General features: G+C 39.0%; 23 protein-coding genes and 1 tRNA gene. 4 read left to right on the forward strand and 20 right to left on the reverse strand.

Annotated elements, in window-relative coordinates:
• Positions 1 to 37: 37 nt before the first annotated feature.
• Positions 38 to 745 (forward strand): AzlC family ABC transporter permease, encoded by a 708-nt coding sequence (locus IGJ90_RS10310; protein ID WP_002356628.1) that lies wholly within the window; start codon positions 38 to 40, stop codon positions 743 to 745.
• The gene (locus tag IGJ90_RS10315) at positions 732 to 1,058 is read left to right on the forward strand and encodes an AzlD domain-containing protein (protein ID WP_002362235.1); all 327 of its coding nucleotides are present in this window, start codon (positions 732 to 734) and stop codon (positions 1,056 to 1,058) included. The genes IGJ90_RS10310 and IGJ90_RS10315 overlap by 14 nt, the downstream gene beginning before the upstream one ends.
• A gap of 50 nt (positions 1,059 to 1,108) precedes the next feature.
• Here IGJ90_RS10315 and IGJ90_RS10320 read toward each other — a convergent pair.
• A tRNA-Thr gene (locus IGJ90_RS10320) sits at positions 1,109 to 1,181 on the reverse strand.
• A 158-nt stretch (positions 1,182 to 1,339) separates the two neighbouring features.
• On the opposite strand from IGJ90_RS10320, the gene IGJ90_RS10325 reads away from it, so the two are divergent.
• On the forward strand, positions 1,340 to 1,576 hold the full coding sequence (locus tag IGJ90_RS10325) for a hypothetical protein (protein WP_002381528.1): 237 nt from the start codon (positions 1,340 to 1,342) through the stop codon (positions 1,574 to 1,576).
• Positions 1,577 to 1,649: 73 nt separating this feature from the next.
• On the opposite strand, the gene IGJ90_RS10330 is transcribed toward IGJ90_RS10325, so the two are convergent.
• The 8 genes from IGJ90_RS10330 to IGJ90_RS10365 all read right to left on the reverse strand — a co-directional run bounded on the left by IGJ90_RS10330 (position 1,650) and on the right by IGJ90_RS10365 (position 9,408).
• Positions 1,650 to 1,922 carry a membrane protein gene (locus IGJ90_RS10330; protein WP_002356625.1) on the reverse strand — a complete coding sequence of 91 codons (273 nt, stop codon included), beginning with the start codon at positions 1,920 to 1,922 and terminating at the stop codon, positions 1,650 to 1,652.
• 105 nt (positions 1,923 to 2,027) lie between these two features.
• Entirely contained in the window at positions 2,028 to 2,657 is a 630-nt protein-coding gene (gene upp, locus IGJ90_RS10335; protein WP_002356624.1) for a uracil phosphoribosyltransferase, read from the reverse strand.
• A 131-nt stretch (positions 2,658 to 2,788) separates the two neighbouring features.
• On the reverse strand, positions 2,789 to 4,027 hold the full coding sequence (gene glyA, locus IGJ90_RS10340) for a serine hydroxymethyltransferase (protein ID WP_002356623.1): 1,239 nt from the start codon (positions 4,025 to 4,027) through the stop codon (positions 2,789 to 2,791).
• Between the two features lie 75 nt (positions 4,028 to 4,102).
• Positions 4,103 to 5,125 carry an L-threonylcarbamoyladenylate synthase gene (locus tag IGJ90_RS10345; protein ID WP_002367112.1) on the reverse strand — a complete coding sequence of 341 codons (1,023 nt, stop codon included), beginning with the start codon at positions 5,123 to 5,125 and terminating at the stop codon, positions 4,103 to 4,105.
• Between the two features lie 43 nt (positions 5,126 to 5,168).
• Positions 5,169 to 6,002 (reverse strand): peptide chain release factor N(5)-glutamine methyltransferase, encoded by an 834-nt coding sequence (gene prmC / locus IGJ90_RS10350; protein ID WP_002367113.1) that lies wholly within the window; start codon positions 6,000 to 6,002, stop codon positions 5,169 to 5,171.
• Positions 5,995 to 7,068, reverse strand: a complete 1,074-nt coding sequence (gene prfA, locus IGJ90_RS10355) for a peptide chain release factor 1 (RefSeq protein WP_002356619.1) — start codon at positions 7,066 to 7,068, stop codon at positions 5,995 to 5,997. The genes prmC and prfA overlap by 8 nt, the downstream gene beginning before the upstream one ends.
• 11 nt (positions 7,069 to 7,079) lie before the next feature.
• Complete coding sequence (locus IGJ90_RS10360) at positions 7,080 to 7,664, reverse strand: thymidine kinase (RefSeq protein ID WP_002356618.1); 585 nt, start codon at positions 7,662 to 7,664, stop codon at positions 7,080 to 7,082.
• A 226-nt stretch (positions 7,665 to 7,890) separates the two neighbouring features.
• Entirely contained in the window at positions 7,891 to 9,408 is a 1,518-nt protein-coding gene (locus tag IGJ90_RS10365; protein ID WP_002356617.1) for a flavocytochrome c, read from the reverse strand.
• 369 nt (positions 9,409 to 9,777) lie between these two features.
• On the opposite strand from IGJ90_RS10365, the gene IGJ90_RS10370 reads away from it, so the two are divergent.
• Entirely contained in the window at positions 9,778 to 11,193 is a 1,416-nt protein-coding gene (locus tag IGJ90_RS10370) for a TrkH family potassium uptake protein (RefSeq protein WP_033626681.1), read from the forward strand.
• A gap of 35 nt (positions 11,194 to 11,228) precedes the next feature.
• On the opposite strand, the gene nifJ is transcribed toward IGJ90_RS10370, so the two are convergent.
• From nifJ to mocA, 11 genes are all read right to left on the reverse strand, one after another.
• A complete protein-coding gene (nifJ, locus tag IGJ90_RS10375; RefSeq protein ID WP_174090937.1) occupies positions 11,229 to 14,762 on the reverse strand; it encodes a pyruvate:ferredoxin (flavodoxin) oxidoreductase in 3,534 nt (1,177 codons plus the stop codon).
• Positions 14,763 to 14,782: 20 nt separating this feature from the next.
• Positions 14,783 to 16,201: an NADPH-dependent glutamate synthase gene (gltA, locus tag IGJ90_RS10380; protein ID WP_002367117.1), complete on the reverse strand. Its 1,419-nt coding sequence runs from the start codon at positions 16,199 to 16,201 to the stop codon at positions 14,783 to 14,785.
• A complete protein-coding gene (locus tag IGJ90_RS10385) occupies positions 16,194 to 17,051 on the reverse strand; it encodes a sulfide/dihydroorotate dehydrogenase-like FAD/NAD-binding protein (RefSeq protein WP_025186668.1) in 858 nt (285 codons plus the stop codon). The genes gltA and IGJ90_RS10385 overlap by 8 nt, the downstream gene beginning before the upstream one ends.
• 37 nt (positions 17,052 to 17,088) lie before the next feature.
• Positions 17,089 to 17,553, reverse strand: a complete 465-nt coding sequence (locus IGJ90_RS10390) for a flavodoxin (RefSeq protein WP_002382673.1) — start codon at positions 17,551 to 17,553, stop codon at positions 17,089 to 17,091.
• Between the two features lie 235 nt (positions 17,554 to 17,788).
• Positions 17,789 to 18,619, reverse strand: coding sequence for a selenium-dependent molybdenum cofactor biosynthesis protein YqeB (gene yqeB, locus IGJ90_RS10395; protein WP_002367119.1), 831 nt, complete (start codon positions 18,617 to 18,619; stop codon positions 17,789 to 17,791).
• Entirely contained in the window at positions 18,583 to 19,338 is a 756-nt protein-coding gene (gene yqeC, locus IGJ90_RS10400; RefSeq protein WP_002367120.1) for a selenium cofactor biosynthesis protein YqeC, read from the reverse strand. The genes yqeB and yqeC overlap by 37 nt, the downstream gene beginning before the upstream one ends.
• A complete protein-coding gene (locus IGJ90_RS10405; RefSeq protein WP_002367121.1) occupies positions 19,326 to 19,583 on the reverse strand; it encodes a DUF3343 domain-containing protein in 258 nt (85 codons plus the stop codon). Before IGJ90_RS10405 ends, yqeC begins: the two co-directional genes overlap by 13 nt.
• Before the next feature lie 20 nt (positions 19,584 to 19,603).
• Positions 19,604 to 20,191 carry a sulfurtransferase-like selenium metabolism protein YedF gene (gene yedF, locus IGJ90_RS10410; RefSeq protein ID WP_002367122.1) on the reverse strand — a complete coding sequence of 196 codons (588 nt, stop codon included), beginning with the start codon at positions 20,189 to 20,191 and terminating at the stop codon, positions 19,604 to 19,606.
• A gap of 15 nt (positions 20,192 to 20,206) precedes the next feature.
• Positions 20,207 to 21,229: a selenide, water dikinase SelD gene (selD, locus tag IGJ90_RS10415; protein WP_002367123.1), complete on the reverse strand. Its 1,023-nt coding sequence runs from the start codon at positions 21,227 to 21,229 to the stop codon at positions 20,207 to 20,209.
• 15 nt (positions 21,230 to 21,244) lie between these two features.
• Positions 21,245 to 22,393: a selenocysteine lyase SclA gene (gene sclA / locus IGJ90_RS10420; RefSeq protein WP_002367124.1), complete on the reverse strand. Its 1,149-nt coding sequence runs from the start codon at positions 22,391 to 22,393 to the stop codon at positions 21,245 to 21,247.
• Positions 22,390 to 22,989, reverse strand: a complete 600-nt coding sequence (gene mocA, locus IGJ90_RS10425; protein ID WP_002367125.1) for a molybdenum cofactor cytidylyltransferase — start codon at positions 22,987 to 22,989, stop codon at positions 22,390 to 22,392. Before mocA ends, sclA begins: the two co-directional genes overlap by 4 nt.
• Between the last annotated feature and the right edge of the window lie 7 nt (positions 22,990 to 22,996).

Here is a 22,996-nt window from a genome sequence, read left to right on the forward strand (position 1 = left end):
TGTTTAAATTTTATACAGAAAGAAGGAAAAAAAGAGAATGAACCACCAATTAGATGCACGCACTGGCATTCGTGAAGCCTTGCCAACGGTTTTTGGCTATATTGGTATTGGCATTGCTTTTGGTATCGTAGGACAAGCAGCAGGTTTTTCCCCTCTGATTGTTAGTGCGATGTCGTTTTTTATTTTTGCAGGATCTGCTCAGTTTGTAACAGTTAGTATGTTGACTGGTGGCAGCCCTATTTTATCCATTGTGTTAGCGACTTTCTTAGTAAATGCACGTATGATTCTTATGGGAATGACCATTGCGCCTTACTTTAAAGCCGAATCTCTCGGTAAAAATCTCTGGTTGGGAACCTTACTGACGGATGAAAGTTTTGCACTAGGAATGAATAAATTAAACCACACCAAAGGACGTTTAAGTTTTGAGTGGTTTAATGCTGCCAATTTGATTTCCTATGCGACTTGGGTTTTTTCGACGATCATCGGTGCCTATCTAGGGCGCTTTATTGCAAACCCTCAAGCATTAGGTCTTGAGTTTGCGGTTGTGGCTATGTTCATTGGTTTACTCTATCTGCAGATAATTAGTGATCGTTCCATGAAAATCGCTTTACAACTCATCATGGTCCTGATTACTTTTGGTTTGATGTCTATTGGTCTAATTTTTATTCCCAGTAATTTAATTGTCTTAGTTGTCACGTTAATCGGTTGTGGAATAGGAGTGATGATAAAACATGCCTTCTTCTGAGTATCTCTTTTTAACAATTTTAGGCTGTACCGTTGCAACCTGGCTTTCAAGAATACTGCCATTTTTACTTTTAAAAAAAATCAGTCTGCCACAGAAATTATTAGAATATCTAAGTTTTGTTCCCATTGTGATTATGTCCGCCTTATGGTTTAGTAGCTTATTTGAACAAAGAATAGGGCATTTACCAAGCCTCAATCTTCCTTATTTATTCGCTTCATTTCCTACCATTTTAGCCGCAATACTTACTAAAAACTTATTGCTTATTGTACTGGTAGGCATTGCTTCATTTGCACTAATCCAAAATTTTATCTAAAAAAAACAGACAGGCACTACCATCTGGTAGTGCCTGTCTGTTTTTTTAGATGCCAGCTGCAGGGATCGAACCTGTGACCTACGCGTTACGAGTGCGTTGCTCTACCAACTGAGCTAAGCTGGCCTGAAACAAATCTATTATAGGACTTTCTACTTTATTTGTAAAGTCTGTTTGTTATTTATTTATGCAAAATCTCTTTAAAATAAGCCAAATAGCGACTTTACAAACTTTTTTCTGAAAATGTGGTATAATAGAGATATCAAGAAAGGATGGTTTTTTGTATGTCAAATTTTAATGGTATGGTTACTCCTGTTGTTCCATCGGATGCTGGTAAGGATTTCGCCGTTGACACCCATGTTACTTTTCTTGTTCACGGACAGCCACAAACAGGCGTTGTTACGAAACAATTAAAAAATGCCGCTGTCGTCGAAATTGACGAAACGCAAAAAAACAATCACTTAATGGTGCACAGCAATGGTGTGATTGTTATTAATTACAAACAATTGAAAAAGATTTAATTCTTCAAGCGTGGGAAATTTCCCCCGCTCTTTTTTATGTACAGAATTGGAATACTTTCCAATTCGTCGGAAACTATAATGCTGTAATGAACGCAAAAAAACCAAAAATAATTCCAGGAACATTAGCAAAAATAATGGACTTATCTCGTGTTTCTCCATCGTCTCCATATAACCCATGAATCGTCCAAAAAATACAATTAATCATTGCCACTAATGGTTGCGTCGGATTGCCTTTTTCCCCATGTAAATTTCCATAAATTTGCGGAATATACGAAACATACATCAAAACTGACATCACACTAGCAATCACAGCGATAGCGTGTAAGACTTTTTTATTCTTTTTCATAGCTCCTCCTTTGTTTTTTTATTTTTTATTATACACCTAGAAAAGTTCTTTAAGCAAAAGAAAACCGTTAGTAACCATAATCGGTTACCTAACGGTTTTTTGTTATTATTTTGTTCCGAATAAACGGTCACCAGCATCCCCTAAACCAGGAACGATATAGCCGTCTTCGTTTAAGCGCTCATCTAAAGCTGCTGTATAAATATCTACATCTGGGTGCGCTTCTTGTAAAGCTTTCACACCTTCTGGAACGGCCACTAGACATACAAATTTAATGTTGCTAGCACCACGTTCTTTTAATGAATCGATGGCCATAATTGCGGAACCACCTGTTGCTAGCATTGGGTCAACAACAAATAATTGACGACTTGCAATGTCTTCAGGTAATTTCACGAAGTATTCATGTGGTTGCAATGTTTCTTCATCACGGTAAAGTCCAACGTGTCCAACTTTCGCTGCTGGAATTAATTCTAAAATCCCATCAACCATGCCAATGCCGGCACGTAAAATAGGAATAATTGCTACTTTTTTCCCTGAAAGTGTTTTTTGTGTTGATTTACCCATCGGTGTTTCGATGACAACATCCTCTAAAGGCATATCCCGTGATACTTCATAAGCCATTAACATAGCAATTTCGTTGACAACTTCGCGGAAAACCTTTGTCCCACAGTTCTTTTCGCGAATCATTGTTAGTTTGTGTTGAATTAGCGGATGATCAATTACTTGAAATTTTCCCATATCTATTCTCCTTCATTATTTTATTCTTTCTTATTGTAAAACAAAAGAGCCTAGGACACAAGTTGAATTCCTTAAATCCTAAGCTCCGACTCTTATTTGTACAGAGAATCGCGCTTCAGCTATCCCTGATGTTAGTTATATAATGGATATTTTTTAGTTAGCGCTGCTACAGCTGCTTTGACTTCATCATGAACTGCTGTATTTTCTGGATCTTTTAAAACTTGAACGATTAATTTAGCAACTTCTACCGCATCTTCTTCTTTAAAACCACGTGAAGTAATCGCAGGCGTTCCAATACGGATACCACTTGTTTTAAATGGACTTAGTTGTTCAAACGGAATTGAATTTTTATTAACAGTAATATTTACACTATCTAAAATAGCTTCTGCTTCTTTTCCATTTAAACCAAAACCTGTCACTTCAATCAGTAATAAGTGGTTGTCTGTTGCCCCACTAATTAAACGAGCTTCTGGCGCTTGATTGAAAACTTTCGTCATCGCTTGTGCATTTGCAATCACTTGCTGACTATATTCAGCAAAACTTGGATCCAAAGCTTCTTTAAAAGCTGCGGCTTTTCCGGCAATCACATGTTCCAATGGGCCACCTTGAATGCCTGGGAAAATACTACTATTTACTTTTTTCGCCAATTCTTCGCTATTTGTCAAAATTAAACCGCCACGAGGACCACGCAATGTTTTATGGGTCGTACTTGTTACGATATCAGCATACGGAACTGGATTTGGGTGCAACCCTGAAGCTACCAAGCCTGCAATATGCGCCATATCAACCATTAACTTGGCATCTACTTCATCAGCGATTTCACGGAAACGTTTGAAGTCAATCGTTCGTGAATACGCACTTGCGCCTGCAACGATTAGTTTTGGACGATGTTCTCTTGCTAAAATTCGCACGACATCGTAATCGATTACTTCTGTTGAAGGATCCACTCCATAACTGACAAAATTATAGGTTTTTCCACTAAAGTTAACGGGCGAACCATGTGTTAAGTGACCACCAGCTGATAAATCCATCCCCAAAATGGTATCACCTGGTTCAACCAATGAAAGGTATGCCGCTGTATTGGCTTGAGAACCTGAATGGGCTTGTACATTCGCGAATTTTGCACCAAATAATTCTTTGGCACGATCAATAGCTAAATTTTCTACGATATCGATAAATTCACAACCACCATAGTACCGTTTGCCAGGGTAACCTTCTGCGTATTTATTCGTTAAAATACTTCCTTGGGCAGCCATAACTGCTTTTGACACAACATTCTCAGATGCGATTAGTTCCAAGTTATTTTCTTGGCGCTCTTCTTCTCTTGCAATTGCATTCCATAAATCTGGGTCATACGTTTTGTAATCCATTCAAACAACACTCCATTTTGTTTTCTTTTGTCTGATTGTATCATACTTCTGTGTCAGCTTCGTTACAAATACCTCTTATTTTTCAAAAAATTTTTGATTGGCTGATTTTTTCAAGCGATTCATGTAAGCAGTGCCTAAACCAGTTTCTGCAAATCCTTGCGCAAAAATCGTGGTAGCTCCTTGCTCATCTAACGCTCTTAACCCTGCAAATAGTTCTTTTGTGGCATTTTCAACCGTTTCTGCACCATAAGAATAAACAAACGCATTTTCTGTATCTAGTTGTGCTGCCTGTTCATCACTTAAAAATAAGCCGATTTTTTCCTGTTGTTCTGTTGCTTGCTGAATCGCCGCTTGCCATTCTGCTGTTTGACCGCTTATAATCCAAACTTCCGCATCAGGAGAATAGTGTTTGTATTTCATCCCTGGCGCTTTGGGTGCTGCATTTTCGCTAATTAAATGTGTATCGATTTTCACTTGAGGAATAATGCTTTCCAACTGCTCTTTGGTAATTGCTCCTGGTCGTAAAATAACTGGCACACCATCTTCCGCCGTTAAATCTAAGACCGTTGATTCCACCCCAATCTGCGTTGGGCCATCATCTAATATGGCAGCAATTTCCCCCTGCAAATCATGATAAACATGCTCTGCAGATGTTGGACTAGGCTTGCCAGAAGTGTTCGCACTTGGTCCGACCAACGGAACATTGGCTTGTTCAATCAAAGCTAAGGTCGCTTGGTTATCTGGCATACGAAAAGCGACTGTCTCTAAACCACCTGTTACTGTTTTAGAAAATGTATCGCTAGGCACATTAAAAATTAAAGTTAATGGTCCCGGCCAAAAGGCAGACACCAATTTTGTAGCGACTTCTGGTAAGGTCGCTACGTATTTTTTGACCATTTCAACGTTGTTCACATGAACGATCAATGGATTATCACTGGGGCGGCCTTTTACTTGGTAAACTTTTTTTACTGCCGTTTCATTTAAGGCATCGGCACCTAAGCCATAAACAGTTTCTGTTGGAAAAGCCACTAGCTCGCCTGCTTGAATGGCTGCTGCTGCTTGGGCTATTTCTTGTTTGGTTAATTTTTTTGTTTCCATTGCAAATCGCTCCTTCTAGAAAAGTGGCGACGAAGAACCTTAGTTACTCGGCTATCGCGAGGCGATCGTTGCCAGATAAATCTTTTTCAATTTTAATTGTTTTTTGTGGATAGGCGGCGTTCAATAATTCTTGGAGGGTCGCGCCTTGTTGAAACCCTATTTCAAAATAAATTTTACCGTCTGCTTTAAGCATCGTTTGACTTTCATGAATTAATTGTTGGTATAAAGCCAAACCGTTATTTTCAGCGAATAAAGCGGTTTTAGGTTCATACGTTCGGACACTTGCATCCATTAAATGCCATTCTTGTTCACTAATATAGGGCGGATTAGAAATAAGCAGATCAATTTTTTCAGAAGCAACTGGCTGTAAGCCATTCCCATGATAAAATTCGATGCCAGCACCTAATGCTTGCGCGTTTTGTTTAGCGACAGTCAACGCTTCCTCTGAAAGATCAATGGCAATAACTCGCCAGTTGGGCCGTGCCAGTTTCAAGCTAATCGCAATGGCACCTGTCCCTGTTCCGACATCCACGACCGTCAAAGGAGTATCTGGATTGGCTTTTAAGCAACGCTCGACTAATTCTTCTGTTTCTGGTCTAGGAATCAAAGTATGTTCATTAACAATAAAGGAATGTCCATAAAATTCAGCTTGTCCTAGTAAATATTGTGCTGGGTAATCTGTCAATAATTGGGCTAAATCCGTTTTTAATTGTTCCTCTTCTTCTTGGGGCATTTCTTCTTGCATATGCAGGAGCCACTGCGTTTTATCCCAACCTTTACGTTCTAAAAAAACATAGTGAATAGCGTAGCCTTCTTTGCCTTGCGCCTCTAAAAAAGAAGAAGCCCAGTTAAGGACTTCAAAGTAACGTTTAGCCATTTTGCATCTCTTCTAATTTCGATGTTTGATCATATAAGACTAATGCATCAATGATTTCATCTAATTTGCCAGCAAGAATCTGGTCTAGTTTTTGGATGGTTAAACCGATACGATGATCCGTTACTCGATTTTGTGGGAAGTTATACGTTCTGATTCGTTCTGAACGATCTCCGGTCCCCACCGCCGATTTACGGTTAGCATCATATTCACTTTGTGCTTCTTGTTGAATTTGGTCATACACACGAGCACGCAAAACTTTCATTGCTTTTTCACGGTTTTTTAGCTGTGAACGTTCATCTTGCATTGCGACCACGATTCCTGTTGGTAAATGGGTTAAACGAACAGCCGAAGCGGTTTTATTGACGTGCTGTCCACCAGCGCCACTTGCATGATAAATATCGACACGGATATCTTTATCAGCTAATTCGATTTCGACTTCTTCCGCTTCCGGCATAACTACAACGGTTGCTGTCGATGTATGAATCCGTCCTTGTGATTCTGTTGAAGGAACTCGTTGCACGCGGTGAGCGCCACTTTCATATTTTAATTTTGAAAAGACGTTATCTCCTGAAATCATCATAATTACTTCTTTATATCCACCGATTCCAGTGACGTTCGCTTCTAAAACTTCCGCTTTCCACCCTTGTGCTTCTGCATATTTTTGGTACATATTAAATAAGTCGCCAGCAAAAAGTGCGGCTTCATCGCCACCGGCTGCACCACGGATTTCCATGATGATATTTTTATCATCATTTGGGTCTTTTGGTAATAATAAAATTTTAATGCGGTCTTCTAACACTTCTTTTTCTTTTTTCAAATCAGAAAGTTCTTCTTTCGCCATTTCGGCCATTTCCGCATCTAAGTTTTCACTTAAAAGTTCTTCGGCATCGCTAATCCCTTCAACAACTTGTTTATATCGGCGATAAACCTCAACCGTCTCACGTGTATTAGCTTCTTCCTTCGATAATTCCATGAAACGTTTTGTATCGCTAATGACTGCTGGGTCACTTAATAATTCGCCCAATTCCTCATAGCGATCTTCAATAGATTGTAATTGATCGTACATAGTGTCTCTCCTTACTGTTCTTCATTCACTGTTTTTGGATGAAAATAATGTTTGCGACAAACAGGATAGTAGGCTTCATTCCCACCAATTTGGACCTGATCCCCTTCATAAACGGGTTTGCCATCAATATAGTGCAAGTTCATAGTTGCTTTTTTATGACAGAACCAGCAAATCGTTTTTAATTCTTCTAATTTGTCTGCATATAAAAGTAAATACTTTGAGCCTTCAAATAATTCATTTCTAAAATCATTCTTTAGCCCAAATGCCATTACTGGAATATCTAATTCGTCAACAATTCGTGCAAATTCAATGACATGATGCTTGTTTAAAAATTGACATTCATCGACTAATACGCAAAAAGGTTTGTAAGACAAATCATTAATCAAGTCAAAAACATTGGTTTCTTCAAAAATTGGAATAGCATCTCTGCGTAATCCGATGCGACTGGATACTTTCCCAACACCATCACGTGTATCTAGTCCACTGGTCATCAAAACAACTGGTTTGTCTTGTTCTTCGTAATTGTGTGCTACTTTTAAGATTTCAATGGTTTTACCACTATTCATTGCGCCATACTTGAAAAATAATTGAGCCATGTTCACTACACCTTTCCGTTAGTTCCTTACGTATTTTACTATATTTTCAGCAAAAAAGCAGTATTTTTAGCTAAAATGGTCGTGCATTTTTCTGAAAAAAACAGAATCTACGCCAAAGTCATTTTAGCAGGGCTGTTTATACTCCAACTAATGATCCTGCTAGTATGCAATAAAAAAGCCCGAAATTGTAGTTATTTGACTACAATTTCAGACTTTTTAATGCTAGTTATTTTTGAGCAGAGGCAAATTCTGCTGATTGCGTACCTGCTTGACGACCATAAATGATAATATCGGCGATGGCATTGCCTCCGATACGGTTTTGACCATGTAAGCCACCTGTTAATTCACCAGCAGCATATAGACCTTTAATTGGTGTGCCATCTTCACGTAAAACTTCTGTTTTCGTGTTGATTTTCACGCCACCCATTGTGTGGTGAATCCCTGGTGCAATTTTAATTGCGTAGTAAGGCGCTGTGCTTAAGTCAGCTTCCATGCCAGTTGTCCGGCCAAATTGTTTGTCATCTTTGGCATTAACATCTTGGTTCCAAGTATCAATCGTTGCTTTCAATGTATCGGCAGGCATGCCAATTTTTTCAGCTAATTCTTCAATCGTTTCACCTTTTTCCACGAAGCCTTTTTGATCATAGAAATCAATGGCTTTTGCACGGTCGCGTACGCCTTGGTCAAAGACTAAATAAGCTGATTTTTCTGGTAAGGCATTGATTGCTGCGGAAACTTTGTCGCGTGTATCTAACTCATTAACAAAACGTTCTCCTTTTTGAGAAGCCAAGATTGCGCCTTCTCCACGAACTGCTTCACCAATTAAGAAAGCATCGCTTTGTTGAACAGTTGGGTGAATTTGAATTTCTTTCATATCCACTAACGCACCGCCAACTTTTTGAATCATTTGGATACCGTCACCTGTTGTGCCTTCTTGGTTCGTTGTAACATAGTTTTTCAATTCTGGTTTGTATTGTGTAATTAATTTTTCGTTGGCACCGAAACCACCTGTTGTGACAACGACTGCTTTTGCTTTAACTGTTTTTTCTTTATCATCTTTCATTTTCACTTTTACGCCATCGATTTGACCGTTTTCTTCAACTAAGTCTGTCACGTCAGCATCAACAAACAATGGAATTTTTTCTTCGCGAACGTTACGTACTAAACCGTCAACTAGATAGCCCCCAATTGCTGATCCGTCAGCAGGACGGTGTGTGCGTTTTTCGCTCATTCCACCTGTAATTGTTAAATTGCTCAATGTAATTCCTTTTGTATCTAACCAATCAATTGCTTCAGCTGAATGATCAACAAAATAACGTAGTAATTCTTGATCGTTGGTTCCTTTACCGCCTTTTAGTGTTTCTTCAAAGAATTTATCGTTGCTATCTTTAATGCCTTCTTTTTCTTGGAATTTTGTTTGTGAAGCATTCATTCCTGAAGACGATTTAATTGTATTCCCACCTGCAACAGGCATTTTTTCTAAAATAACTGGATTCATGCCAGCTTCTTTGGCTTGTAATGCAGCGGTCATCCCCGCACCACCTGAACCAACAATAACAACATCATAACTGTCTTTTAGTTCACTTGGATCTGTATAACCATTAGCAGAGGCACCAGATGTTGCTTCTGTTTTTTCAGAAGATGCTTTTGTTTTACCAGCAGCTTTTTCTTGATCGCTTGTACAACCTGTTGCTGCACCTAATAATAACCCTAGGGAAAGAACTCCCATTAACACTTTTTTCATTGTTTTCCCACCTTATAAACTATTGATTTCTACCAACACAATTTCTTATTTTTCATTTGAATAAAAATAACAGTTTGTTACATAAAGTGAACACATTCACATATCAACCGAAATAAAAAAGCTACCACTACTTTTTAAAGTTGTATCGTTAGACAAACTGACCAATTAGCAATAAGTTGTTTGGGGAACAACCTATTTTTCTATTCTTTCATAAAATATCATGTTCTCGCTTGTTTGTGGATGTTTTCCAATTATTTCTAACGAATTTCTTATTTTTATTTGTCATTTCAAGGATTTTCTGGCAGAATTATTCGTTTGAGGCGAAAAGTTTTGGTATACTTAGTTTAATTAGAATTGGGAGGTTATCTAGTGAACCATACACGTTTGCTGTGGCTGGCACAGCGAAAAAGCGATCGATTTATTCGCAAAAATTTTTCATCTATTCAAATCATCGTCGCTTATTACATATTAATGACGGTTATTTCTTATTTATTGTTTTGCCTCCCTATTTTCAGAGAACCTGACTCGCATGTTCCTTTTATTGATTTATTTTTCTTAGCAATCAGTACAGTCAGTGTTACTGGACTCACCACAGTCGATATTAATTCGGTTTTTAATGATCGTGGGATTGTCTTATTGGAGGTTCTTTTCCAAGTTGGTGGCTTAGGGATTATGATGATTTCAACGGTCTTTTTTATTTTATCAAAACGGCGAATCACCTTAAAGCAACGTCAGTTAATTATGACTGACATGAATCAGCCGCGACTGAGCGGAATTGTTCGACTGATCCGCACCACTTTTTTGATTTTAATTTGGTTCCAAGTAATCTTCGGCTCGCTCTTTTCACTTTATTTTTATATAAGTGGTTATTATACGAACTGGCGAGATGCGATATTCTATGGATTTTATCAAGCTATTTCTGCAGTGACTAATTCAGGCTTTGATATTTCAGGTGATTCAATTATTCCTTTTGCTCATGATTATCTCTTTTTACTGGCAATTATGTTCTTAATTTTTATCGGCGGAATTGGATTTCCCGTTTTACTGGAAATTCATGAGTGGTTACATTTTAATAAAAAGAACTTTCGCAAGAAGAAACGAGGCTTGCCTTTCCGCTTTTCATTGTTTAGTAAAATTGCTTTGCTAGCGTTTATTGTTCTGTTCATTGGTGGGACTATTTTGATTTACTTATTAGAAAAAGATCACCTATTTTTGACAATGAATGAAAGTGGTCGTTGGGTAAGTTCGATGTTTTATTCGATGACTACACGAAACGCTGGCCTCCAAATTAATGATTTAGGGGACTTCCAAATCACAACATTGATTATTTTTTCTGTGTTAATGTTTATTGGTTGTAGTCCTAGCTCTGTTGGTGGTGGTGTCCGAACAACGACTGTTGCGATTATTGGCTTGTATTTGTTAGCTTTTTTAAAAAGTGAAGATGATATTAGCGTCTTTAGCCGTAAAATAGATGACGATGATGTCAAAAAATCGATTGTCGTCTTCATGTTATCTTTGATTATGTGCTTTTTCGCTGTCGTCTTTTTGTCAGCCACTGAAAATCTGCCCTTGATTTCAATCATTGTGGAAGTCGCTTCTGCCTTTGGAACAACCGGTCTTTCTTTGGGCATTACAGACGATTTAACAACAGTAGGTAAATTAATGATTGCCTTATTAATGTTTATTGGACGTATTGGTATGCTTTATACCTTAATGATTTTTGTACCAAAAGAAACACGTGACTTAGGCTACGAATACCCTTCAGAAAAAATTATTATTGGATAAAAAAACAAAGCCTCTCAAGTAAGAGGCTTTGTTTTTTATTTTTTCATATGTGTGGCTAGTTTGTTATAACTTTCAGAGCGTTCAATTGCATCTTCTTTAGTTTTATCAAGTAAATGTTCGACTACTTCTTGATTCTCTTTAATTGTATGCAACGCAGAGTAACGTGTTTGTTTTTCAAGAAAATCACGCATTTTGTCAAAATCTGTTTTCTTGTAGTCAATGACCATCGGATCTTTGCCTTTCTTAACTAACTCTGGATTATAGCGATAAAGTGGCCAATAGCCAGATTCAACGGCTTCTTTGGCTTGATCTAACGTCCGAACCATTCCGCCTTTGACCCCGTGATTAATACATGGGGTATAGCCGATGATAATTGATGGGCCTGGGTACCGCTCCGCTTCGTCAATTGCTTTAATCGTTTGCATTGAGTTTGCGCCTAAAGCTACTTGTGCAACATAGACATTCCCATAAGTGATTGCCATCATCCCTAAATCTTTTTTAGAGGTATGTTTCCCACCCGCTGAGAATTTGGCAATGGCTGAAGCTGGTGTAGCTTTAGATGTTTGTCCGCCTGTATTGGCATACACTTCGTTATCCATAACAAAAATATTAACATCTTCCCCACTGGCAAGAACATGATCAATGCCGCTAAACCCGATATCATAGGCCCAACCATCGCCGCCGACAATCCATTGACTCGTTTTCACTAGTAAATCTTTTTGTTCGTAAATTTTTGTTAAAAGTGGATCTTCATCGGCTTCTTCACTTAATGCTGCCGCTAGTTTGGTGGCTCGCTGTTGTGTTCCTTCCCCTTCAGCCATGTGTTCTAACCAATCTTTTAACAAGGCTTGTAGTGAATCTGATCCGACATTTTTAGCAAGACTTTCTTCAACCAGATTAGCTAAATGTTGACGTTTCGTTCGATTGGCAATATACATACCATAACCATATTCCGCATTATCTTCAAACAGCGAATTACTCCAAGCTGGTCCTTGGCCACATTCGTTCGTTGTATAAGGTGTCACTGGTGACGAACCACCCCAAATTGATGAACAGCCTGTTGCGTTAGCAATCATCATTCGATCACCAAATAATTGCGTCAACAACTTAATATAAGGTGTTTCGCCACAACCTTCACAAGCACCTGAAAATTCCATCAATGGCTGGTTAAATTGGGAACCTTTAACAGAAAGTTTTTTGACTGGGTTGGCTTTTTGTTTAAGAGTCATCGCAAAGGCCCAATTCATCGCTTGCTCTTTCTGAGTTTCATAAGGTTTCATTAAAATCGCCTTGTCTTTCACAGGGCAAGCCTGAACACAAAGACCACAACCTGTACAATCTTCTAAAGAAACTTGGATACGATACATCAATCCATCTGTGCCACGCATTTCGCGCATGGCAAAACCTGCAGGTGCTTCTTTCAGTTCTTCTTCATCCGCTAAAAACGGTCGAATAGCCGCATGTGGACAAACAAAGGCACATTCATTACACATCGTACACTTATTCATTTGCCACTCAGGCACTTCTAACGCAATGCCACGTTTTTCATAAGCCGCAGTGCCCATAGGAATGGCACCGCCCTTCATTCCGTTTTCAATCAAATCTGAAACGGTCAGCTGATCCCCTTCTTGACGATTGATTGGTTCTAAAATATTTGTCACAAAAGCTGGAGCTTCCGACTCTTGATTTTCTGGTTCTAAAACAATGGTTACCCAATCTTCTGGAACTACGATTTCTTGCAGCGATTCAAAGGTAGCATCAATCGCTTGGTAATTTTTTTCAACAATTTCCATTGATTTTTTTCCATAAGTCTTTTTCACTTCTTCTTTAAGTAACGGTAAATATTGCTCTTTCGTTAAAATATCTGTTACTTCAAAAAAGGCAGTAGACATCACTGTATTGATCCGACGGCCTAAGCCTACTTTGCGAGCTAACTCAACCGCATTGATAATATAAAATTTGATTTGGTGCTCCCCAATATATTTTTTTAACTTAGCCGGTAATAAACGATGAACCTTTTCTTGATCCCAAATAGTATTCAGTAAAAACGTTCCGCCATCTTTTAAACCTTTTAACAGGTCGTATTTATGCAAATAGGAAGCATTATGACAAGCGATGAAATCTGCTTGTTCAATTAAATACGTGGAAGTAATTGGCTCTTTACCAAAACGCAGATGCGAAACGGTTAAACCGCCTGATTTTTTAGAATCATAACTAAAGTAAGCTTGTGCATAAAGGTCGGTATGATCTCCGATAATTTTAATCGCTTGCTTGTTTGCTCCCACAGTTCCGTCAGAACCAAAGCCCCAAAATTTTGCTTGGAAGGTAGTATCTGGCGTTAAATCTAAAGTAGGTTCTTCTGGCAATGATTGATAGGTTACATCATCAACGATCCCTACCGTAAAGCGTTGTTTTAATTCTTTAAATGGCAATAACAAATGGTCATAGATCGCTTTAATTTGATTAGGCGCTACGTCTTTAGAACCTAACCCATAACGTCCACCAATCACAATTGGACGATTTTCATGTTGATAGAGAGCGCTTTGAACATCTAGCAATAACGGTTCCCCTTCGGCTCCTGATTCTTTTGTTCGATCTAAAACCGCAACCTTTTCTACTGTAGCTGGTAATTTTTCAAGAAGGTTTTCGGTAGGAAATGGACGATATAAATGAATATTGATAAAACCAACTTTGCGTCCTTGTTGATTGAGATAGTCGACTGTTTGTTTGATTACTGGCGAAGCCGACCCCATTGAAATAATGACTTCTGTTGCATCTTCAACCCCGTAATAATCGGTTAAATCATACGTTGTTCCACGAAGATTGTTAATTTTTTTCATGTATTTTTGAACAATTTTTGGCATTTCTTCGTAATTTTTATTGACTGTTTCTCTTTGTTGAAAATGAATGTCAGGATTTTGAGCGGTCCCTGAAACAGTGGGATGATTAGGATTCATGCCTCCCATTCTAAAACGAGTTACAGCTTCCTGATTCACCATTTCTTTCAGGTCATCATAATCAATCACTTCGATTTTTTGTAGTTCATGGCTCGTTCTAAAACCATCAAAAAAGTTTACAAAAGGTAAACTACCTTCTAAGCTAGCTAAATGAGCAACTGCCGACAAATCCATTACTTCTTGGACACTCGATTCTGCTAACATACAAAAACCTGTTTGGCGGGTAGCCATCACATCGCCATGGTCACCAAAAATACTCAACGCACTTGTCGTTACTGCCCGAGCCGCCACGTGGAACACAGAAGGTAGCAATTCTCCTGCGATTTTATACATATTGGGAATCATCAACAGTAAACCTTGTGAAGCAGTATAAGTAGTGGTTAACGCACCTGTTTTTAACGAACCATGAACTACTCCCGCTGCCCCAGCTTCTGATTGCATTTCAATAACTTGAACTTTTTGACCATAAATATTTTTTAATCCACTTTCCGCCCATTCATCTACCAACTCAGCCATTGTTGAACTTGGTGTGATAGGATAAATAGCGGCAACTTCTGTAAACGCATATGAAATATAAGCCGCTGCGGTGTTTCCATCCATTGTTTTTTTCATTTTTTCACCTTTTATCTTTCCTAAACATTGCTTGTGACTGTTGTTTTTTGTGTTTTGACATACTGATCAATTGCATTAGCTGCGATTTTCCCAGCGCCCATCGCTAAAATAACGGTGGCAGCACCTGTGACTATATCGCCCCCAGCAAAAACGCCAGGTATTGAGGTTGCTCCTGTTTTAGGATCGGCCTGAATGTACCCCCATTGGTTTAGTTCTATTTCTGGATATGTTGATAACAAGACTCGATTTGCTCCTTGACCAATTGCCTCGATTACTGCATCAGCGGGAATAGTAAACGTGCTGTCTGGAACCGGTTCTGGCCGTCGTCTTCCAGACGCATCTGGTTCACCTAAAACCATTTTGACACATTCAACACCGGCTAGATTTCCTTGTTGGTCATCTAAATAAGCAATCGGATTTGTCAACCAATAATAGTTAATTCCTTCTTCAAGGGAATGGTGGTATTCTTCAATTCTTGCTGGTAATTCTTCTAACGAACGACGATACACAATATTCACATTTTCAGCGCCTAATCGTTTGGCTGAACGAGCGGCATCCATTGCAACATTCCCGCCGCCAATCACAACGACATTTTTAGCACGTTTAATCGGTGTATCATATTCTGGAAACTCATAGCTATGCATTAAATTGATTCGTGTTAAAAATTCACTAGAAGAATAAACCCCATTTAAACTAGTTCCTGGGATTCCCATAAAGTTTGGTGCCCCTGCACCAACCGATAGATAACAGGCATCAAACTCTGACATTATTTCTTCCATCGTAATCGTTTTACCTACTACCACATTGGTTTCTATTGTTACACCTAAGGCTTCAATACTCGCAATTTCCTGTTTAACAATTTTTTTCGGTAATCGAAATTCAGGTATGCCATAGGTTAATACGCCGCCAGCTTCATGAAGCGCTTCAAAAATAATTACTTCGTAGCCGAGCTTTGCCAAATCCCCCGCAACTGTTAACCCAGAAGGACCAGAACCGACCACTGCGACTTTCCCTTTTGTTGGTTCCGCTGTTTTCTTAGGAAATATGTGATTTTCTAATGCCCAATCCGCAACTAAACGTTCTAATTTGCCAATTGCCACTGATTCAAAGTTTTTGGCTTTCCCTAATTTACAAACTTGTTCACATTGTTTCTCTTGCGGACAAACGCGTCCACAAATAGCAGGTAAATTCGTATATTTACTTAAAATATCGGCTGCTTGTTCCATGTTTCCTTCACGAATAGCTAAAATAAATCCAGGAATATCAATCATCACGGGGCATTTAGCAATACAAGGTGCATTTTTACATTGTAAACAGCGAACCGCTTCTTCTTGCCCTTCTGCTAATGTATAGCCTAAGCAAACCTCTTCAAAATTACTCTTTCTGATAGTAGGTGCTTGTTCCGCAATCGGTGTTTTTATACGACTTTTTCTAGCCATTTTTCTTCACCTGCTCTTTCAAACGATCTGTAAAGCAAACTGCTTCTTCTTCCTGATATTGCTTCATTCGATTAATGAATTCATCCCAATTTACTTCATTGCCTTTAAACTCAGGTCCATCAACACAGGCAAATTTCATGGTGCCATCAACAGTGACCCGACAACCGCCACACATACCTGTTCCGTCAATCATAATAGGATTCAAGGAAACATAAATTGGTAATTGATGTTTTTCAGCTGTCAAGGTACAAAATTTCATCATGATGCTGGGCCCAATCGCCCAACTGCACGCTACAGATTCACGTGCAATAACTTCTTCCATCGCTTCTGTTACTAAGCCCTTTTTACCTAATGAACCATCATCCGTTGTAATGATTAGTTCATCCGAATAACGACGGCATTCTTCTTGTAACAGAACTAACTCAGCTGTTCGTGCCCCCAAAATCGTAATCACTCGGTTGCCTGCTTCTTTTAAAGCCTTGATAATTGGATAAATAGCCGCGATGCCAACCCCGCCACCGACAACCATCACCGTTCCATATTGCTTCACTTCTGTGGGCATACCTAAAGGTCCAGTGATATCTAACAAAGAGTCTGAAGTTTTAAGCTGGGAAAGTGCAGCTGTTGTCTTACCGATTACTTGGAAAATAATTCGAATACTGCCTGCTTGTGGATTTGTCTCCGCAATCGTTAAAGGGATCCGCTCTCCCTTTTCGTCAATTCTTAAAATAACAAACTGTCCAGCCTGGGCATGTGTCGCTATTCTTGGCGCTTCCAGCCAAAAATCAAATGTATTACTAGATAATTGAGTCGACTGAAGAATATTAAACATTGAAATACCTACCTTCATCATTCCTTTTCATTCTGACTCCTACTTTCTTAAATCCTTAGGCAACGCTATCAGATAAAGTTGTGGCGACACTTTTAACAAATGTTTTTAGCATTTCGATGTCTTCTTCTTCTGCATTGTTTTCAATTTCAACTGTTTCAGCTACTTTTTTAGCACCAGCTTTTTCAAAAGCTCCTACAAAATCATGCGCTGATTTACAGAAAAATTCACCATATTCACGATCACCGGAACCAACAACGCCAAATGGCTTACCTGCTAAATCCTTTTCAGTTAATTCATCAAAGAAATCTTCAAATTCAAAAGGCAGTTCCCCATCACCATAAGTATACGTTGCGATAATACAAGCATCTGCATCATCAAAGAAGTCTACATCAACTTCTGAACACTCTTCACGTTCTACTTCAACTCCAGCTTCTTGAAACTGTTCTTCCAAAATCTCGGAAATTTCTTCTGTGTTTCCAGTCATACTTGCATAAACAATTTTTACTAGTGCCATCTTCATTCATTTCCTTTCTGTTGTCCTAAATATTTCAATGCATTCAAATGCAATTGTAACCCCTTACATTAACTACTAAAAAATTTTTTTAACAAATGATTTTATTCACAAACTAATCTAACTAAGTATGTACTCTTCTCCTTTCGAGATAGAGTATTTTTTACTACGTCTTTACTATACCACACTCCAAACCTTTTTAACAATATTTTTAAGGTAAAAAAAATATTATTTAGGTTCTTTTTTATAAAACGTTTTTCCTTCTTCCAATCATAAAAATTGCTTCTAAAACCGCTCCCCCTAATGCACGAGCTTTGTCGGAGATCGTCAAGCAATCGACTTTCTCAACTGGTCGAGGATCTACATCTGCACACTTCAACCCTTGATAACAGGTTACCTTTTCTGAAATCAATCCTCTCAAAGTCCCTGTCAGAGGCGAATAAACTGGAACCTGATCGATAAAAAATAATGCTTCCCCTTTCAACACAAAATCCCCTATGTTTTTAAGGTGGGTAACTTGTCCTGAAGCTGGGGCATGGACAACTCGTTCCGCACTTTTTCCGCCAATTTCACCTGGAATACCTGTATTAGGTAAAGCTGTTCCTTCAAAGTATAAACGTCCCAACCTATGTCCACGCATTGTCTCAATCACAACATCGACATCTTGCGGTGCTGAAAAGCCTGGTCCTAAAGCAATCGTAATCGGTGCCATTCCTCGATGCGTACCTAAATTTTTCTTAGCCAAAATCGCATCGATAACAATCAGTGGTTTCAATTGTTGAATAGCACTTGCTGTTTGATCGACAAAAACAGGCAGCTTATTTTGCTGCCAACATTTCGTACAATCCTTTAATGAAGTAATTCGAACAGCAACCAAATCTTCCACTCTTTGTTCTTTCTGGAAAATAGCATCACAAACTGAAACAGTCCGCCGAATGGCCAGAGGACATTCTGTTTCTAATACTAGTATTTTAAAGCCAACGTGCCATAATTTTTGGATAACGCCTGTCGCTAGATCGCCCCCTCCGCGAACAATCACTAATTTTTCTTGGATGTTTTGACTGATTTCTCCCATAAAATAAGTCCTTTCTCTAATTCCATATTGCAAGCAATAATTTTGTCTAATTTTTCAAAACAGCTTTTGGGTAACTGAAGACAGACATTCATCGCTTGAACGAACTCTCTTCGCGTATGGGTTTGATTTAAACACAAAATTCGTTTGCCTTGGCTCTCTTTAAACAATCCTTTTGGATGAGCAATGAGTTGAGCTAACAATGTTTCTGTGATTGGTTCTTGTTGTTGCGCATCGGTTAATTCCAAAAAAAGCGGCAACCGATGAATGGTCGTTTCATCTATCTTTTGACCAATCACAGAAATCGGAAGCACACCAATTGTGGTGGTTGTTTCTTTTAATATCACGGGTTCATAAGAGGACCAGCCTTTCAAAGGTCGTTGTTTGGATCCATCCGCTTCTAAAAAAACTTTCGTGAAGTGCTGAAACAATATTTGAAGCGAGGTCATTGCAGGCATCGTTAGTTTTGTTTGATTGTTGATAGCGGTTCCTGCTAAAGTGATTCCGCAGATATTCGGCGTTATTTTTTCAAAATGGTTTGTATAAAAATAATCATACAATTGACGTTGGGGAAACCCAATTTTTGTAGTTGTACTAACCAGAACAGCTTCCTTTCGATATGTTTTTGCTAGCGCCCACATTAAGCTTGTTTTCCCACCACTACCAACAATTGACACAATCTCCTTTCCTTGTAAATCAAAACACTTTTTTAAGGACTCCACAGTTGGTACCTCCTTTCCCCAAGGTCATTTTTCACAGAAAAAATAGAGGCTACGCGTACTTTTGCTTCTTCTAAAAAACATACACTGTGAGTTATTTCCGCTTCATTAATGAGTAAACCGATCCCACAGCCATCCGTCAATGATGGTGGCAAAGTAAAGACGCGAACAGCCACCTTTCTTGTCAACAGTACTTGTTCTGCCTGAACAGCATAATGTGTATTCGGAAAGGTTAGCAAATACTCCATCTTTTCACCTTCTTTTTTTGTTAAAGCGTAATTACTTTAGCCGCTTGATTCATTGTTTCAACAATTTCGTACATATTAGTAATAGAGCCGATGGCTAAGGTGTCTGTTAAATGATAAAAATCTAAACAGGCCCCACACGTTTGAATCGTGGTTCCCTTCTCCGCTAATTGTTGCAAATCAGCTAAGGTGTTCGCTGCTTGATTCGTTAAAAACGCCCCTCGATTAAAGAATAATAGCTGTGTAGGAACAGTTTCTGCTTCTGATAAGGATTGAAGATAACTTTTCATTAATAGTCGTCCTAGCTGCTCGTCTCCAGTACCTAATTGATCGGAGCCAATCGTAATTACTAAATCTGTTGCTGACTGACTTGTTTGTTGCGTCGCTTCTTCAGGTACCGTAATTTTGACAGAGAAAACCGTGGCTTCTATCTGCTTCGCAGTCAAAGTGGCCTGTTTTTTAGCAGCTAATTTTTTCAAATTTTCAACAGCTACTTCGTTATCGACTAAAACCTCGATAGTGCCTCCAGCTAAACCTAACTCCGCCAAAGCTTTTTTTGTTTCAATCACAGGTATTGGGCAAGGTTTCCCCAATGCATCTACTAATTTCATATTTGGCCCTTCTCTCTATAAAAGTACTACTGCTTGTTGTTCTTTTGGCAGAACCTCGCCAATAATTTTGGCAACAGGGTCCTCTTTTTGAATAGCTGCTAAACAGGCTGCCGCTTCGTCAGCAGCGACACTAATTAACAGTCCGCCAGATGTTTGTGGATCAAACAAAAGTTCTTGCATTTCCATAGAAATTTTTGAATAATCGATTGTCGTTCCGATTGTTTGGCGGTTTCTTTGCCCAGCTGCAGTGACTAAACATTCTGCGGCGTAGGCCAACGCTCCTGTAATGGTTGGTAATGCTTCTGTATCAATCAGTAATGTTACCTGATTATCAGCCATTTCTTTTGCATGAATTAATAGACCAAACCCAGTCACATCAGTACAAGCATGTACTGCGTAGGATCGAGCATTTGCAGCGGCATATTTATTTAAACGTTCCATCGAATCTTGTGCGATTTTTTGTTCCGTCTGCTTCGCCAATTGCCCCCAAACAGCCGCTTGAATAATTCCTACACCTAATGCTTTAGTTAAAATCAAGACATCCCCCACCTGTGGCGTATTATTATGCCACAAATTTTCTGGATGAACTTCTCCAGTTACCGCTAGACCATACTTGGGTTCATGGTCATAAATCGAATGGCCTCCCGCCAGTAAAGCACCCGCTTCCTTTAATTTTAAACTGCCACCTAAGAGCATTTGTTCCAACCATTCTTTTGACATCTTTTGTGGAAAACAAACAAGATTTAGCGCATAAAGGACTGTTCCGCCCATGGCATAGACATCACTTAAAGCATTAGCGACCGCAATTTTTCCAAATGATAACGGATCATTGACCATTGGTGAAAAAAAATCAACCGTTGAAATCAAAGCTTTTTCAGGCGTTATTTGGTAAACCGCGGCGTCGTCGGCATGTTCAAATCCGACGAGTAGCCGCTCATTTGCCGGTGTTTCGGGTAAGTGTTGCAACAATTGGTTCAGTACACGGGATTCAATTTTTGCCCCGCAGCCACCTGATGTACATTGTGATAAAAAATCCATGCTGTCCACTCCTTCTCAAATTAGTAGTTCTTGTAAAGCGTGAATTGTCCAAGTAATTTCTTCAGGCGTTGTCTGCCAGCCAAAGCTAAAACGTAAGGTGCCAGTTGCTAAAGTCCCAGCTGTTTCATGGGCTAATGGTGCACAATGCAAACCTGCGCGCGTCATAATGCCATATTGTTCTGCTAGTTGCTGTGCCACCACTGTTTCTTCCTGATTCCACAGTGTGATAGAAACAACAGGGACAGTTTGTGCCACGTCCTTGGTTCCTAAAATTGTGACAGGTAACCCTGATAAACCATTAAAAAAATTCTGCATTAAGGTTCGTTCGTGCTTTTGAATCGCTGCTAAACCAATTTTATTCAACTCTGTAATAGAACTATTTAAGCTTAAAATACCTAAACTGTTTAACGTACCAGCTTCAAATTTATCTGGTAAAAAAGAGGGTTGATCAAAGGAATTAGAATGGCTACCAGTGCCGCCCGTTATCAGTGGTTTGACCGCTTCAGCCCCTCGCTCACTAAAAGCTAACCCACCAATACCTGCTAATCCATATAAGCTTTTATGTCCAGTAAAGGCTAACACATCAATGGCCATCTGGGTCATTTTTATTGGTAAAAATCCCGCCGTTTGAGCCGCATCCAAAACAGTTAATAATCCTTTCTGGTGGGCCCATTGAAAACATTCTTCAATGGGTAAAATGGTGCCTAAGACATTGGATGCGTGTGTCATCACCAAGGCTTTTGTATTCGTTCGCCAGGCTCGCTGAATATCTTCTATATCTAATAGGCCAGTTTTTTGACAAGCAACATACGTCACTGAAATACCTCGTTCTTTCTCAAGTAAGTGAAGCGGTCTAGCTACTGCATGATGTTCTAGCATGGTCGTAATCACATGGTCGCCAGGTTGTAAAATCCCCGCTAATGCAAGATTTAAGGAAGTTGTTGCGTTATTCGTAAACGTAATCTGAGCCGCACTGGGTGCCTGAAAAAAGTCTGCTAACAATTGACGTGTCTCTAAAAGAGGAAGCCCCTCTCTAAGCAAAGGGGCATTTCTTCCGTAATTCATGAACTGATTTTCTGCTAAATAGGCAGTCAAAGCCTCAATGGTTGCTGGAAATTTTTTATAGGAAGTCGCTGCATAATTTAAATAAACCAAGTCCTTCATACGTTTTTCCTCTCTAACCTATTGGTTTCTTGAATTAATTTTTGGTACTCTTCTGGCGTGTCGATATCTTTTAAACGGCCAGGAGTCGCTATTCTCAACATCTGAACTGCTTCTGGAAAGCGTTCATAAATCATGCGTCCGCCTTTTTCACCAGTCAATGTTAATAGTTCTTGTCGAAATTGATTACCGAATAATACTGGACTACTAGGACAGCCATCTTTTTGTAATGGCACTACAATTTTATTTCTCTGACATTTATCTAACACGGGTTGTAGCATTTTAGGTGTTAACAATGGTTGATCACTAGGTAAGTATAAATAGCCAGCTCCCCGAGCTTGTTCGGTTCCTAAACGAATACTGCTACTTTGCCCTTCTTGCCATTGATGATTGAGAATCAACTGAATGTTCTTAGGTAAAGGAAACGCTGGCTGATTCTCAGGCGAAACAACTAAAATCCGTTCTAATACGTCTAATTGATTCACTAAGGTTAACGTGTGCTCTAAAAATGTTTTTCCTTGATATTTTAAGAACAATTTATTTTGGCCCATCCGTTGTGAATTGCCCGATGCTAGAATAATGACACTAACGAGTGACATAAGTTGT

The organism is Enterococcus sp. AZ129, assembly GCF_051714505.1.
Classification (GTDB): domain Bacteria; phylum Bacillota; class Bacilli; order Lactobacillales; family Enterococcaceae; genus Enterococcus; species Enterococcus faecalis.

Bases quoted from the DNA above. Each gene is read 5' to 3' on its own strand.
- prmC (WP_002367113.1), bottom strand. From the start codon at position 6,002: ATGGCTAAACGTTACTTTGAAGTCCTTAACTGGGCTTCTTCTTTTTTA.
- IGJ90_RS10325 (WP_002381528.1), top strand. From the start codon at position 1,340: ATGTCAAATTTTAATGGTATGGTTACTCCTGTTGTTCCATCGGATGCT.
- yqeB (WP_002367119.1), bottom strand. From the start codon at position 18,619: ATGGGAGAAATCAGTCAAAACATCCAAGAAAAATTAGTGATTGTTCGC.
- IGJ90_RS10385 (WP_025186668.1), bottom strand. From the start codon at position 17,051: ATGAAGGTAGGTATTTCAATGTTTAATATTCTTCAGTCGACTCAATTA.
- gltA (WP_002367117.1), bottom strand. From the start codon at position 16,201: ATGGCTAGAAAAAGTCGTATAAAAACACCGATTGCGGAACAAGCACCT.
- selD (WP_002367123.1), bottom strand. From the start codon at position 21,229: ATGGATTTTTTATCACAATGTACATCAGGTGGCTGCGGGGCAAAAATT.
- nifJ (WP_174090937.1), bottom strand. From the start codon at position 14,762: ATGAAAAAAACAATGGATGGAAACACCGCAGCGGCTTATATTTCATAT.
- IGJ90_RS10310 (WP_002356628.1), top strand. From the start codon at position 38: ATGAACCACCAATTAGATGCACGCACTGGCATTCGTGAAGCCTTGCCA.
- mocA (WP_002367125.1), bottom strand. From the start codon at position 22,989: ATGTCACTCGTTAGTGTCATTATTCTAGCATCGGGCAATTCACAACGG.
- sclA (WP_002367124.1), bottom strand. From the start codon at position 22,393: ATGAAGGACTTGGTTTATTTAAATTATGCAGCGACTTCCTATAAAAAA.
- upp (WP_002356624.1), bottom strand. From the start codon at position 2,657: ATGGGAAAATTTCAAGTAATTGATCATCCGCTAATTCAACACAAACTA.
- IGJ90_RS10365 (WP_002356617.1), bottom strand. From the start codon at position 9,408: ATGAAAAAAGTGTTAATGGGAGTTCTTTCCCTAGGGTTATTATTAGGT.
- IGJ90_RS10360 (WP_002356618.1), bottom strand. From the start codon at position 7,664: ATGGCTCAATTATTTTTCAAGTATGGCGCAATGAATAGTGGTAAAACC.
- IGJ90_RS10315 (WP_002362235.1), top strand. From the start codon at position 732: ATGCCTTCTTCTGAGTATCTCTTTTTAACAATTTTAGGCTGTACCGTT.
- IGJ90_RS10345 (WP_002367112.1), bottom strand. From the start codon at position 5,125: ATGGAAACAAAAAAATTAACCAAACAAGAAATAGCCCAAGCAGCAGCA.
- yedF (WP_002367122.1), bottom strand. From the start codon at position 20,191: ATGAAATTAGTAGATGCATTGGGGAAACCTTGCCCAATACCTGTGATT.
- IGJ90_RS10330 (WP_002356625.1), bottom strand. From the start codon at position 1,922: ATGAAAAAGAATAAAAAAGTCTTACACGCTATCGCTGTGATTGCTAGT.
- IGJ90_RS10405 (WP_002367121.1), bottom strand. From the start codon at position 19,583: ATGGAGTATTTGCTAACCTTTCCGAATACACATTATGCTGTTCAGGCA.
- IGJ90_RS10390 (WP_002382673.1), bottom strand. From the start codon at position 17,553: ATGAAGATGGCACTAGTAAAAATTGTTTATGCAAGTATGACTGGAAAC.
- prfA (WP_002356619.1), bottom strand. From the start codon at position 7,068: ATGTACGATCAATTACAATCTATTGAAGATCGCTATGAGGAATTGGGC.
- glyA (WP_002356623.1), bottom strand. From the start codon at position 4,027: ATGGATTACAAAACGTATGACCCAGATTTATGGAATGCAATTGCAAGA.